This window comes from Aquisalimonas sp. 2447 (genome assembly GCF_012044895.1).
Lineage (GTDB): Bacteria > Pseudomonadota > Gammaproteobacteria > Nitrococcales > Aquisalimonadaceae > Aquisalimonas.
Genome location: NZ_CP050695.1, coordinates 2,079,733 through 2,092,085, shown reverse-complemented (window position 1 = coordinate 2,092,085; position 12,353 = coordinate 2,079,733). Strand labels below are relative to the sequence as shown.

Below are 12,353 nucleotides of genomic sequence, written 5' to 3'. Positions count from 1 at the left end.
ATGATGGGGATCAGGCGCGGACGATTTTCATGGCGTTGGTGCCCCCGGAAATACCGGAGAACTCGCCCTTGGTAATGATCACCAGTTCACCCTCGGCCACCAGCCCTTCGCCCTTAAGGGTCTCCACCGCGTCCCGCACCACTGCTGCCGCGTCGTGGTGCATGATATCGAACGCCAGCGGAAACACTCCCCGGTACAGTGCGGTGCGTCGACGTGTGGTGGGATGCTGCGTGAGTGCGTAGATGGGAATGCCTGAACTGATCCGGGACATCCACAGCGCTGTGGCACCGGATTCCGTCAGCGCAATGATGGCGCCGACATCGAGATGATTGGCGGTGTACATGGCCGCCATGGCGATGGCCTCGTCGATACGGCCGAATTGGGAGTCCAGGCGATGATGGGAGCGCTGGGTGGTGCGCTGACGCTCGGCGCCGAGACAGATCCGCGCCATGGCCTCCACCGTGCGTACCGGGTAGCGACCTGCGGCGGTCTCCGCCGAGAGCATGACGGCATCGGTGCCATCCATCACCGCATTGGCCACGTCCATGACTTCCGCGCGGGTCGGATTGGCGTGGTTGATCATGGACTCCATCATCTGCGTTGCCGTGATGGCCACCCGGTTCATCTCCCGCGCCGTCGCGATGATCCGCTTCTGCACCCCTGGCAGTTCCTCATCGCCGATTTCCACACCCAGGTCACCGCGGGCAACCATCACGGCATCCGATGCGCCGATAATCTCTTCAATGACCGCCACCGCCTCGGCCCGCTCGATCTTGGCGACAATACCGGCATCGCTTCCTGCGGCGGTGAGCAGATCTCTGGCCTCTTCAAGGTCCGCCGCGGAACGGGGGAAGGAGACAGCCACATAATCAGCGGCCATGGCAGCCGCAGTGGCGATGTCGGCGCGGTCCTTGTCGGTCAGCGCCGGCGCCGAGAGCCCGCCGCCCTGCCGATTGATGCCCTTGTTGTCCGATAATTGACCGCCCAGGTCCACCCGGCAGTGGATCCGTGACCCTTCAATACGCTCCACCTGCAGCACGATCTGGCCATCGTCCAGCAGCAGCACATCCCCGGGGTCGACATCCTCCGGCAACTGCTTGTAGGTCAGGCCAACGCCCTCCCGGGTGCCACCCTCGGGGTCGAGTTCCGCGTCCAGGAAAAAGCTCTCCCCTTCCACCAGCTCAACCGGGCCTTCGCGAAAGCGGTCGATGCGGATCTTCGGTCCCTGCAGATCCGCCAGGACGGCCACGTCCCGACCGGCGCGTGCCGACGCGTCACGCACCGCCTGGACGCGCAGCAGGTGGTCATCGGAACGTCCGTGGGAGAAATTGAGCCGAACCACGGAGACCCCGGCCCGGACAATGGCCTCGAGCACCTCGGGCGCATCGGTGGCGGGTCCCAGGGTGGCAACAATCTTGGTGCGTCTCGGCATCGCCGCTGGCTCCTGTCAGGCGGATTCTGGCTGACGCGCTACCAGCATGGCGCGATCACGGAAACCGCGAAAGGGGTCACCCAGGCACTGCTCCTCGCGGTATACCACGGGAGCAAGGCCCGCGAACAGCTGCAGCAGTTCGCCATCGGCCAGCAGGAAGTCCGGGTTGGACGGGCCTGACTGGGTGACCCGGGTCTGGCAGTAGGTCTGATAGAACAGCAACCCGCCGGGACGCAGCGCGTCGGCTATGGCACCGCACAGATCACGATTCAGGAAGGCGCTGACGACAATCACATCGAAACTGCGGGCTGCGGGCGGCTGAGCCACAACGTCCCGGTTGCGGGCGACCACCCCCAAGCCGGTTTCCCGGGCATGTGCAGCGACGATCTGGGTGGCCGTTGCGGATTGGTCCCACGCCTCCGCTGCCATGCCAAGCCGGGCCAGCACGAAGGCATTGGCGGCAACACCGGCGGCCAGGTCCAGGGCCTCGCCCTGGTGCGGCAAAAGGTGGGTATTCTCCACCAGCACCTCCGCGGCCCGACGGTCCCGCGGCGTGACGCCCTGGTAGCGGCGGTCCCAGAGGACGGAGGCGTCGTCACTCATGGCTGGCCACTCGTGAACCTGGCCGGCGCGGGAAATGGTGCGGGTGGCCGGACTCGAACCGGCACGGGCGAACGCCCAGCAGATTTTAAGTCTGCTATGTCTACCTGTTCCATCACACCCGCGCAGTTGAATCCGATCAGGCCAGCCACTCCGGCGACCTGAACGGCGCGCGGGAGATGACGAACGGGCCGATCATAGGATGGAGGCTCGGGCCGGAATCGAACCGACGTACGCGGATTTGCAGTCCGCTGCATCACCACTCTGCCACCGAGCCCTTGTTGGGGCGTAGTCTAACATGCTCGTCCGCCGAGGCCACGAGGCGCGGCTGTTGGCGGCCTGCTTCTGCGGGAGCAGAAACAACGAACCCCGGCGGGATGGGCCGGGGTTCCGGATCTGGAGCGGGAAACGAGACTCGAACTCGCGACCCCAACCTTGGCAAGGTTGTGCTCTACCAACTGAGCTATTCCCGCGTAAGGAGGCGCTATTCTAGCCCCGGAGCACAGACTGTCAAGTCTACGACTCGCCGCCAGGTTCCCTGGGGCTACCCTCCAGTACCACCCAGGCCGCACGCAGGTAGATAATCATGGACCAGAGCGTCAGCCCGGCGGCGATATAGAGCAGGAGAAGGCCAAGGATGGAAGTCGGCAGACCCAACACAGGCTCCCCGTAGAGCAGCATGACAATGGCAATCATCTGCGCCGCCGTCTTGAACTTGCCGATCATGCTCACCGCCACGGTGGCACGCTTGCCGAGTTCCGCCATCCATTCACGCAGCGCCGAGACAGCAATCTCGCGGCCGATAATCACCGCTGCAGCAAAGGCGAACCAGGGCGACGGATTCACGGCAACCAGCGCCACCAGGGCCACCGCCACCATCAGCTTGTCCGCCACCGGGTCGAGGAACGCGCCGAAGGCCGAAGTCTGTTCCCAGCGTCGCGCCAGGTAACCATCCAGCCAGTCCGTGACCGCGGCCAGGCCGAAGACCAGTGCGGCCACCAGGCCGGCCCACTCCACGGGCAGAAAGAACACCAGCCCGAAGATCGGGATCATGACGATGCGTGCCAGGGTCAGGCTGTTGGGCAAATTCAGCTGCATCGGTTGATCAGTCCTTCGCATCTCCATGGAATGTGTCGTACACCCGTTGCGCCAATTCCCGGCTGACGCCGGGGACCCGCGCAAGATCGTCAACTCCGGCGCGGGAGACTGCCCTGAGGCCGCCGAACTGCTTGAGGATGTTCTGGCGGCGCTTTGGCCCAAGGCCGGGCACGTCATCCAGCTGCGAACGCTGTCTTGCCTTGCCCCGGCGGGTCCGGTGCCCGGTAATGGCGAACCGGTGCGCCTCGTCCCGGATCTGCTGCAGCAAGTGCAGCGCAGCGGAATCCGGCGGCAGTATAACTGTTTCGTCACGTTCGGGGAGATAGAGTTTCTCCTCCCCCGGGCGCCGGTCGGGGCCCTTGGAAATGCCGAGCACCGTCACGCCGTCCACCTGCAGCTCTTCCAGAACCTCCATGGCCTGGCGCACCTGTCCCTGCCCGCCGTCGATAATCAAAAGGTCCGGGAGAATACCCTCGCCCCGTTTCAGCCGCAGGTACCGCCGCTCCAGTGCCTGTCGCATGGCGGCATAATCGTCGCCGGGCTCGATGTCGGCAATGTTGAACCGCCGGTAGTCCGATTTCACCGCCCCCTCGGCATCGAACACGACGCAGGAGGCGACAGTGGCCTCACCGCCGGTATGGGAGATGTCAAAGCACTCCAGCCGATCCGGCATTGCCTCCAGGTCCAGGGCTTGCTGCAGCGCTTCCATGCGCCTGCCCTGCCCCGCGTTCTGGGCCGCACGGCTCTGCAGCGCGGTGCGGGCGTTGTTTACCGCCATTTCCACCCAGCGCCGCCGATCCGACCGCACACGATGGCGGATGTGTACCACATGCCCGGCATCCTGTCCGAGGGCTGCCTCGAGCACGTCCCGCTCGGGTACGTCCATGTTCACCAGGATTTCCTTGGGCGTGTCCCGACCCAGGTAGTAGCGCGCCATGAACGCCGCCAGGACGTCACCGGTATCCGTGGCGTCCGGCGCCCTGGGGAAAAAGCTCTTGTTGCCAAGGTTCTGGCCGTTACGGATCACGAACACCTGAATGCAGGTCACCCCCGCCTCGGTGAGGCCGGCAACCACGTCCAGATCCCCTTTCTCGCCCGTGATGGCCTGCTTCTCCTGAATCCGCCGCAGGGTGGCGATGCGGTCCCGCAGTCTCGCGGCAGCTTCGAAATCCAGGGCCTCCGAGGCCTGTTCCATCTGCGCCACCAGCCGGTCGATGACCTCCCCGCTCTTGCCCTCCAGGAACATGACGGCGTGCTCCACGTCGCGGGCGTACTCCTCGGGGGAGATGTAGCCCACGCACGGCGCGGTGCAGCGTTTGATCTGGTATTGCAGACAGGGCCGTGAACGGTTGGCGAAGAACGTATCCTCGCACTGGCGTACCGGAAACACCTTCTGCAGGTGACTGAGCGTCTCGCGCACTGCGCCGGCGCTGGGGAACGGACCGAAGTAGCGCCCGGGTGTGCGACGGGCGCCGCGGTGGAACCCCAGGCGCGGAAACTGCTGCTGCGCCGAGAGATAGATGTAGGGGTAGCTCTTGTCGTCCCGCAGGAGCACGTTGTAACGGGGGCTGTACTCCTTGATGAGGTTGTTCTCGAGGATCAACGCCTCGGCTTCGGTGTGGGTCACCGTGAAGTTGATGTCCGCCACCTGTGCCACCAGCGCCCGGGTGCGCGGGTTCTTCACCGAGGCGTTGAAGTAACTCGCCACACGCCGCCGCAGCTTGCGGGCTTTGCCCACGTAGATCACCTGGCCGTCGCTGTCGAGCATCCGGTAAACGCCCGGTTGCTCCGGCAGCGAGCGCACCAGGGCCTGGGCGTCGAAGGACGTTTCGCTCATGCGGTTTCGCAGGTTGCGTGGTCGAGATGCGTGCGCGCGCGGGCGAACACCCCGCGGAACATGTCCGGCGTCAGGCGTCGTGTCTGGGTGTTGTACCGGCTGCAATGATAACTGGCAATCAGTCGGCGCCCACCGGAGAGATCGTACTCGCGCCCGTGGCCAAACGGGTAGTCCCGCTGCCGCAGCCCCCAGGCGCGCACCACGGCCTGATGCGCGACCTGCCCCAGTGTGATTACCGCCGCGTTGCCCGGCGCCGCGTCCAGGTCGTGTCGGAGGAAGCCGTTGCACTGGCGGACCTCACCGCCGGTGGGCTTGTTCTGTGGCGGCAGGCAGCGTACCGCGTTGATGATCCGTGCATCCCGGAGTGTCAGGCCATCCTTCGGATCATCACCGTTGGGCTGGTTGGCAAAGCCGAATTCGTGGAGCGTGCGGTACAACAGGATGCCCGCATGGTCACCGGTAAATGGCCGCCCGGTGCGATTCGCCCCGTGCATGCCCGGGGCCAGCCCCACCACAAGCAGGCGCCCCCGTGGGTCGCCGAAGGCGGGCACCGGGGCGGCAAAATAGCCCGGATGCGACTGGCGGATCTCATCCAGAAATCCGGCGAGACGCGGACAGGCGCGGCAGTCCGGGTCGAAGGGGGCTGGCTCGGTCATGGCTCTCCGCGGCCCGTCTCGGGCATCAGGACATCTGCTCGATCATGCCGTGTCGAATGGCCAGATGGGTCAGTTCCACGTCCGTCTCTACGCCGAGTTTTTCGTAGAGTCGGTAGCGATAGGTACTGATGGTCTTCGGGCTGAGGCACAGGGTGTCGGAAATCTCCTGCATTTTATAGCCTTGCGTCACCATCATCATCACCTGCATCTCCCGCTGGGAGAGCTTGTCGAGACCACCGTCACGGGTGCCATCGAAGCCGGCCAGCGCCATCTGCTGGGCAATGTCGGCGCCGATGTATCGTTCACCCCGCATGACCGCGCGGATTGCATCGGTGATCTCCCCCTCGTTACAGCCCTTGGTGATGTAACCCATGGCCCCGGCTTCCATCAGGCGACTGGGATAGGGCTCCTCCACGTGGATGGTCAGGGCGATGATGCGCAGTTCCGGGTCCACCCGCAGGAGTTTCCGTGTGGCTTCCAGCCCCCCGATACCGGGCATGTTCACGTCCATGAGGACAACGTCCGGTCGCGTCTCACGGACCAGGCGCAGCGCATCTTCACCGCTGCCGGCCTCGCCTACGACTTCAAGTTCTTCGGTATCACTCAGCAGGCGCCGGATGCCGGTGCGGACCAGCTGATGATCGTCGACCAATACCACGCGCATCTATTTCCTCGCTTTCCGTGCGGTCGGGACGTCAGTGTATCGCTCGCCATCGCCGTGCCATGCACGTCGGCGCCATGATACGTCATCCGTGGATGTTTCGCTCCCGGCGCTCTGTTACTGTCCTGCGACTCAGCTGTGTTGCAGGATGGAAGCCATGACCCACGATCCCGACTTCAGCGCCCCGGTGCGACCGGTGTTTCCGCGGCCAGGCGAGCCACTGCCCCTGATGGGGCTTTACCTGAACATGGCGTTACCGGACCGTGGTCACTTCGGCCCCTGGGTCTATAGCAACTTCGTCGCCACCCTGGATGGGCGCATTGCGGTCGCCGCCCCGGACTCCGGCCGCCTGGGAGTACCCGCCAGCATTGGCGATCCCCGCGACTGGCGGTTGTTTCAGGAACTGGCGGCGCGCGCCGACGTCCTCATCAGCAGCGGCCGGTATTTCCGCGATCTGCGCCTCGGCGCGGCCCAGGATGTGCTACCGCTGAGTTCACGGGCGCCGTTCCGGGATCTCCACGTCTGGCGACGGCAACAGGGGCTTGCGCCGCAGCCGGACGTGGCCATTCTGTCCGCCAGCCTGGACTTTCATCTGCCCGAGGCCCTGTTCCGGCAGGGACGGCGGGTAACGGTGCTGACGACGGAGGCCGCGCCCACTGAAGCCCGGCGGCGCCTGGAGGCCTCCGGGGCCAACGTGGTGGCCGTGAACGACGGCCCGGCTGTCCACGGCGACGCGGCGGTAAGCCACCTCGGTGAGCTGGGCTATGCGCGGGCCTATTCGGTGACCGGGCCTTACGTTCTGCGCAGTCTGCTGGAGGCGGGGGCGCTGGATACCCTGTTCCTGACCCAGCGTCACCGGATCGTCGCCGGCGAGCACTACAGCACCATCGCCGAGGGTGAGACACTCGCGCCGCCTACGGATCTGGTGCTGGAGTCCCTGTACCTGGATGACTCCGGTGCCGGCGCCCAGCAACAGTTCGCCCGCTTCGCCGTCGCATGAGGACCTGCGACCGTAGGGCGGACCTTCAGGTCCGCCGATGGAGCGTCGACGGGCCTCTTTGGCTTGCATGTCTTGGACGGCGGACCTGAAGGTCCGCCCTACAGGTCCGCCCTACGATCCGCCGTACAGTCCGGACGGTGCGCGGGGGCCAGCCGGGTGCCTTTACTCCGGAATGCCGCCACGGGTGAGTGCCCGTGGGTCCATGATCCGCTCCAGCTCGGCGCGGCCGACGTCGGTCATTTCCTCGGCCACGTCCAGTACCGGACGGCCCTCGGCGTAGGCGCGTTTGGCGACCTTCGCGCCGAGCTCATAGCCGATGACGCTGTTCAGTGCCGTCACCAGGATCGGGTTGCGCGCCAGGGCGTCATCCAGATTCGCCCGGTTGACCGCGAAGCCGGCGATGGCCTGGTCACCCAGCAGCAGTGCGGTATTGCTCAGGAGATCAATGCTCTGCAGTACATTGTGAGCAATCACCGGTAACATCACGTTCAGCTGGAAATTTCCGGACTGGCCGGCCACCGTCACCGTGGTGTCATTGCCCATGACCTGGGCGGCCACCATGGCAGCGGATTCCGGGATCACCGGATTGACCTTGCCGGGCATGATGCTCGATCCCGGCTGTAGTGCCGGCAGGCTGATTTCGCCCAGCCCCGCCAGCGGGCCGCTGTTCATCCAGCGCAGGTCATTGGCGATCTTCATGATGGCCACTGCCGCGGTGCGCAGTTGCCCGGAGAGTTCCACGGCGGTGTCCTGACTGCTGAGCCCGTAGAAGGTGTCGTCCATGGCGTGGAAGCCGAGCCCGGTGCGATCGGCGAGCCGAGTGGCAAAGCGGGAGGCGAAGTCGGGATGCGCATTGATCCCGGTGCCCACGGCGGTGCCGCCCTGGGCCAGGGCCTCCACCCGCGGCAGCGTGTCCGCGAGCCGCTGCCGGCTGCTGCTGATCTGCGCCGCCCAGCCGCCGAGTTCCTGGCCCAGGGTGACCGGCATGGCATCCATCAGGTGGGTACGGCCGGTCTTGGCCACGTCGGCAAGCTCGCCGGCCTTGGCCTCGATGACCTGCTGCAGATGCTCCAGCGCGGGCAGCAGCCGCTGCCGGCACTCCAGCGCGGCACTCACGTGGATGGCCGTGGGGATCACGTCATTGCTGCTCTGCCCCATGTTGACGTGGTCGTTGGCATGAACGGTCATGCCCGCCTGCCGGCTCGCCAGGTGCGCGATCACCTCGTTGGCGTTCATGTTGCTGCTGGTGCCGGAGCCGGTCTGGAAAACGTCCACCGGGAAATGGGCGTCGTATTCACCCTCGGCCACCGCCGTGGCCGCTGCGACAATGGCATCCGCCACCGCCGGCTCCATGAGCCCCAGGTCGCGGTTGACTTCGGCCGCCGTGGCCTTGATGAGCCCCAGGGCGCGAATGAACGGCCTGCTCATGGCGATGCCGCTTACCGGGAAGTTTTCCACGGCCCGCTGGGTCTGCGCCCCGTACAGGGCATCGGCGGGGACGTGCAGCTCACCCATGCTGTCCTTTTCCGTGCGGAACTCACTCATTGCCAAACCCTCCTTCACCACGGTGATGTTTCGACGCATGCTGATAGAATACGCGCTCCGGAACAAATGCCGCCCCCTCAAGCAAGGTTAAGTCACCATGGAGCTCACGCGACTCACCGCGATTTCCCCCGTTGACGGCCGCTACGGCAGCAAGACGGATGCCCTGCAGCCCGTTTTCAGCGAGTACGGGCTGATCCGCCACCGACTCATTGTCGAAGTCCGCTGGCTGCAGGCGCTGGCCGCGGAACCGGCCATCACCGAGGTGCCGCCGCTGTCCGATGACGCGCGCCGGACCCTCGACGGCATAATCAGCAACTTCCAACCCGCCGATGCCGAGCGGGTCAAGGCGCTGGAGGCCACCACCAACCACGACGTGAAGGCGGTGGAGTACTTCATCAAGGAATCCATTGCGGAGCATCCCGAACTGGCGGCCATCGGCGAATTCGTGCACTTCGCCTGCACCTCCGAGGACATCAACAACCTCGCCTACGCACTCATGCTGGACGCTGCCCGACGGGATGCGCTGCTGCCAGCGGTGGACCGCGTCCTGGATGCCGTGCGAGGCCTGGCGCACGAACATGCCGACGTTGCCATGCTCGCGCGCACCCACGGCCAACCCGCCTCGCCTACCACCCTGGGCAAGGAAATGGCCAACGTCGCCCACCGCCTGCAGCGCCAGAGGATACAGATCGCCAGGGTGCCGATCCTGGGCAAGATCAACGGTGCCGTGGGCAACTACAACGCCCATCTGGTCACCTACCCGGAGGTGGACTGGCCCGCTTTTGCCCGGCGCTACGTGGAGGGTCTCGGCCTGGAGTGGAATCCCTACACCACGCAGATCGAGCCCCATGACTATATTGCCGAGCTGTTCGATGCCTGCAGCCGGCTAAACACCGTGCTCATCGACCTGAGCCGGGATATCTGGGGTTACATTGCCTGGGGCTATTTCAAGCAGAACCTGGTTGCCGGCGAAGTGGGCTCGTCCACCATGCCGCACAAGGTCAATCCCATCGATTTCGAGAACGCCGAGGGCAACCTGGGGATGGCCAATGCCGTGTTCGCCCATCTGGGCAGCAAACTGCCGGTCTCCCGGTGGCAGCGGGATCTCACCGATTCCACCGTGCTGCGCAATCTGGGCACCGGCCTCGCCCACTCCCTGATCGCCTATGAGGCCCTGCTCAAGGGCACCGGCAAGCTGGCGGTGAACCACCAGCGCATTGCCGAGGATCTCGAAGGCAACTGGGAGGTGCTGGCCGAGGCCATCCAGACGGTCATGCGCCGTTACGGCATCGAGCAGCCCTACGAGAAGCTCAAGGAACTCACCCGCGGTCACCGCGTGGATGCCGAGGGCATGCGTGCGTTTGTCGACGGTCTCGACCTGCCCGAGGAAGCGCGGCAGACTCTCAGGGAACTGACACCGGCGCGTTACATCGGCAATGCCGGGGAGCAGGCGCGCAATATCTGAGACTGGAATCGGTGATTCAGTCGGGGAGGCGGCACTTCAGTCTCGGACCGTCTGCGGCCAGGACGGCCGCAGTCGAGCCTACATGGACGTATTCACGGCGTGTCCGAGACTGAAGTGCCGCCTCTCCGACTGAACCGTATTGTCAATTGGGGGCACCGGATGGAATCGAGCCGATATCGTGTGGAGAGCGTCGCCGAAGCGGTCCAGGCCGTGGACGAACTCATGACCGCCGGCCTTCGCAAGGTGGATATACTCAGCCCGGAGCTGGACCCGGCGCTGTATGACCGCCTTGAGGTGGTGGATGCCGTGCGTCAGCTGGCAGTCACCGGGGGCCGCCGCGCCGAGGTCCGCATCCTGGTCCGTGATGGTGGCGAAATTTCCCGTCGCGGCCACCGCTTGGCCACCCTCGCCCAGCAGCTGACCTCGGCCATGGAGATCCGCCGACTCGCCGACGAACACGCCGACGATGATACGGCCTTTCTGATCGTCGACGGCCGCGCCGTGATCCGCTGGGACGCGGGAAGCGGATACGCTGCCCTGGTGGAGCCCGAGGGCCGTGCCACGGCGCGCCGGCTGCAGCGGAGTTTTACCGAACGCTGGGATCGAGGGGAACCGGACATTGAACTTCGGCGTCTAAACCTTTGATTGCGGCCCGGAGCATGCCATGACCCTGCCCTCCTCCCTGCTGGCGGCCCTGATGACGGTCGCCCTGGCCGTCGGCGCTGCGAGCACCCAGGCCCGTTCGCTGGAGTCCGTGCAGCTCCAGCACCGTACCGCGGCCAGTGTCATCGATCAGGTCCGATCCCTGGTGGGCGACGACATCACCATGGTGCCCCACGATTACGAGATCCTGGTGCGCGGCTCGGCGGACGACGTGGCGGCGGTCCGTGCCGCCGTGGAACGTCTGGACTCCGCATCCACGACGGTGCGGATCACCCTGCGCAGCGGCTCGCCGACGGACCTGAAACGCCAGGGGATCGGTGTCGACCGGGACGGGGTCCGCATTCACGGCACACGTCAGCGCGGCCAGGCGGATGGTGAACAGGTGGTGACCGGGCTGTCCGGCGAGCCTGTTCGCATCACCGCCGGGGAGGAGCGTGGCCGGACCCGCGAGCAGTTGCTCCTCGGCGGCGCCCGCCCGGGCCATGGCGAAAGCCGGGAGTACGTCACTGCCGAACGCGGCTTCTATGCCCGGCCGGATGTCCGCGGCGACCATGTCACCGTGGCACTGGCCGCCACTCGCGAGGCGTTCCAGCAAAGCGGCGACCGCTCCGGCAGCGGGGTGACCACCACGGTACGCGGACAGTTGGGAGAATGGTTGCTGGTGGGCTCCACCGGGGAGGCGGAACGGTCCGAGGAACGGGATCTGCGTCGTTACAGTACCCGGCGTTCCGAGGAAGGCACCCAGTGGTGGCTGCGCGTGGAGAGAATCGACCGCTGATCCGACGCAATCAGTCGTCCAGCCAGAGATCCCGCAGTTCCTCCCGGTGCAACGCCAGCCACTGCAGTGCGATGATGGGCATGGCGCTGTTGATGGCGCCGTTGGCTAGCAGGTCCATGGCTTCCTCGAACGGCACCAGGTGCACCTGGATATCCTCGCCCTCATGATACAGTCCGTGGACGCCTCCCGCCGCGGACGCATCCACCCGGGCGCAGAACAGGCTAACCAGTTCCGACGACGCCCCCGGCGTCGGGTAGTAGTCACAGACGCGTCGCAGTTCCTGCAGTTCGAGATCCGCCTCCTCGGCGGCTTCGCGACGCGCCACCGCATCAACCGGCTCATCGGACTCGGCGTAACCCGCCACCGTCTCCAGGAGCCAGGCCCCCGCCGATGCCTCCATGGCACCGATGCGGAACTGCTCCACCAGAACCACGGCGTCCAGCCCGGGATCGTAGGGCAGCACCGCCGCCACCCGCCCGCGACGGAACAGCTCCCTGGTGATCTCGCTACTCATGCCACCGGCGAACAGCCCATGGCGCAGGCGGATCTTCTCCAGGCTGAAGAATCCGTCGTAGACGACTGATCTGTCGATGATATCCAGCGGCTTGCTCATGGTCC

Annotated in this window: 12 protein-coding genes and 3 tRNA genes; 4 read left to right on the top strand and 11 right to left on the bottom strand. The window is 65.7% G+C overall.

All coding sequences use genetic code 11. The annotated features are described in order from the left end of the window. Positions 1-10: 10 nt before the first annotated feature. From pyk to uvrY, 9 genes are all read right to left on the bottom strand, one after another. Positions 11-1,432: a pyruvate kinase gene (gene pyk, locus KU884_RS09875; RefSeq protein WP_167782489.1), complete on the bottom strand. Its 1,422-nt coding sequence runs from the start codon at positions 1,430-1,432 to the stop codon at positions 11-13. 15 nt (positions 1,433-1,447) lie between these two features. Continuing rightward, a complete protein-coding gene (locus KU884_RS09870) occupies positions 1,448-2,035 on the bottom strand; it encodes a bifunctional 2-polyprenyl-6-hydroxyphenol methylase/3-demethylubiquinol 3-O-methyltransferase UbiG (protein ID WP_167782488.1) in 588 nt (195 codons plus the stop codon). 35 nt (positions 2,036-2,070) lie between these two features. After that, a tRNA-Leu gene (locus KU884_RS09865) sits at positions 2,071-2,157 on the bottom strand. Positions 2,158-2,235: 78 nt separating this feature from the next. Next, positions 2,236-2,309, bottom strand: a tRNA-Cys gene (locus KU884_RS09860). 120 nt (positions 2,310-2,429) lie between these two features. Beyond that, positions 2,430-2,505: transfer RNA gene (locus tag KU884_RS09855), tRNA-Gly, on the bottom strand. Between the two features lie 43 nt (positions 2,506-2,548). Beyond that, the gene (gene pgsA, locus KU884_RS09850) at positions 2,549-3,130 is read right to left on the bottom strand and encodes a CDP-diacylglycerol--glycerol-3-phosphate 3-phosphatidyltransferase (protein WP_167782487.1); all 582 of its coding nucleotides are present in this window, start codon (positions 3,128-3,130) and stop codon (positions 2,549-2,551) included. A gap of 7 nt (positions 3,131-3,137) precedes the next feature. Next, entirely contained in the window at positions 3,138-4,967 is a 1,830-nt protein-coding gene (gene uvrC, locus KU884_RS09845; protein ID WP_167782486.1) for an excinuclease ABC subunit UvrC, read from the bottom strand. Continuing rightward, complete coding sequence (locus KU884_RS09840) at positions 4,964-5,623, bottom strand: uracil-DNA glycosylase (protein WP_167782485.1); 660 nt, start codon at positions 5,621-5,623, stop codon at positions 4,964-4,966. The genes uvrC and KU884_RS09840 overlap by 4 nt, the downstream gene beginning before the upstream one ends. Positions 5,624-5,648: 25 nt before the next feature. Next, positions 5,649-6,287, bottom strand: coding sequence for a UvrY/SirA/GacA family response regulator transcription factor (gene uvrY / locus KU884_RS09835; protein WP_167782484.1), 639 nt, complete (start codon positions 6,285-6,287; stop codon positions 5,649-5,651). A gap of 154 nt (positions 6,288-6,441) precedes the next feature. Between uvrY and KU884_RS09830 the strand changes: the two genes are divergently transcribed. Further along, positions 6,442-7,284, top strand: coding sequence for a dihydrofolate reductase family protein (locus KU884_RS09830; RefSeq protein ID WP_167782483.1), 843 nt, complete (start codon positions 6,442-6,444; stop codon positions 7,282-7,284). A 162-nt stretch (positions 7,285-7,446) separates the two neighbouring features. Here KU884_RS09830 and KU884_RS09825 read toward each other — a convergent pair whose 3' ends face one another. Then, complete coding sequence (locus KU884_RS09825) at positions 7,447-8,829, bottom strand: aspartate ammonia-lyase (protein WP_167782482.1); 1,383 nt, start codon at positions 8,827-8,829, stop codon at positions 7,447-7,449. A gap of 97 nt (positions 8,830-8,926) precedes the next feature. Between KU884_RS09825 and purB the strand changes: the two genes are divergently transcribed. The 3 genes from purB (at position 8,927) to KU884_RS09810 (ending at position 11,735) form a co-directional block, all read left to right on the top strand. Next, positions 8,927-10,294, top strand: coding sequence for an adenylosuccinate lyase (purB, locus tag KU884_RS09820; protein WP_167782481.1), 1,368 nt, complete (start codon positions 8,927-8,929; stop codon positions 10,292-10,294). Positions 10,295-10,453: 159 nt separating this feature from the next. After that, positions 10,454-10,939, top strand: a complete 486-nt coding sequence (locus tag KU884_RS09815; RefSeq protein WP_167782480.1) for a hypothetical protein — start codon at positions 10,454-10,456, stop codon at positions 10,937-10,939. Positions 10,940-10,958: 19 nt separating this feature from the next. Further along, positions 10,959-11,735: a hypothetical protein gene (locus tag KU884_RS09810; protein ID WP_167782479.1), complete on the top strand. Its 777-nt coding sequence runs from the start codon at positions 10,959-10,961 to the stop codon at positions 11,733-11,735. 10 nt (positions 11,736-11,745) lie between these two features. Here the strand turns inward: KU884_RS09810 and KU884_RS09805 are convergent, their stop codons facing one another. After that, entirely contained in the window at positions 11,746-12,348 is a 603-nt protein-coding gene (locus KU884_RS09805) for an NUDIX domain-containing protein (RefSeq protein WP_167782478.1), read from the bottom strand. Positions 12,349-12,353: the final 5 nt, after the last annotated feature.

Excerpts from the sequence above, each read along its gene's own strand:
- uvrC (WP_167782486.1), bottom strand. The coding sequence starts at position 4,967 with ATGAGCGAAACGTCCTTCGACGCCCAGGCCCTGGTGCGCTCGCTGCCG.
- pyk (WP_167782489.1), bottom strand. The coding sequence starts at position 1,432 with ATGCCGAGACGCACCAAGATTGTTGCCACCCTGGGACCCGCCACCGAT.
- KU884_RS09830 (WP_167782483.1), top strand. The coding sequence starts at position 6,442 with ATGACCCACGATCCCGACTTCAGCGCCCCGGTGCGACCGGTGTTTCCG.
- uvrY (WP_167782484.1), bottom strand. The coding sequence starts at position 6,287 with ATGCGCGTGGTATTGGTCGACGATCATCAGCTGGTCCGCACCGGCATC.
- KU884_RS09810 (WP_167782479.1), top strand. The coding sequence starts at position 10,959 with ATGACCCTGCCCTCCTCCCTGCTGGCGGCCCTGATGACGGTCGCCCTG.
- pgsA (WP_167782487.1), bottom strand. The coding sequence starts at position 3,130 with ATGCAGCTGAATTTGCCCAACAGCCTGACCCTGGCACGCATCGTCATG.
- KU884_RS09870 (WP_167782488.1), bottom strand. The coding sequence starts at position 2,035 with ATGAGTGACGACGCCTCCGTCCTCTGGGACCGCCGCTACCAGGGCGTC.
- KU884_RS09840 (WP_167782485.1), bottom strand. The coding sequence starts at position 5,623 with ATGACCGAGCCAGCCCCCTTCGACCCGGACTGCCGCGCCTGTCCGCGT.
- purB (WP_167782481.1), top strand. The coding sequence starts at position 8,927 with ATGGAGCTCACGCGACTCACCGCGATTTCCCCCGTTGACGGCCGCTAC.
- KU884_RS09805 (WP_167782478.1), bottom strand. The coding sequence starts at position 12,348 with ATGAGCAAGCCGCTGGATATCATCGACAGATCAGTCGTCTACGACGGA.
- KU884_RS09815 (WP_167782480.1), top strand. The coding sequence starts at position 10,454 with ATGGAATCGAGCCGATATCGTGTGGAGAGCGTCGCCGAAGCGGTCCAG.
- KU884_RS09825 (WP_167782482.1), bottom strand. The coding sequence starts at position 8,829 with ATGAGTGAGTTCCGCACGGAAAAGGACAGCATGGGTGAGCTGCACGTC.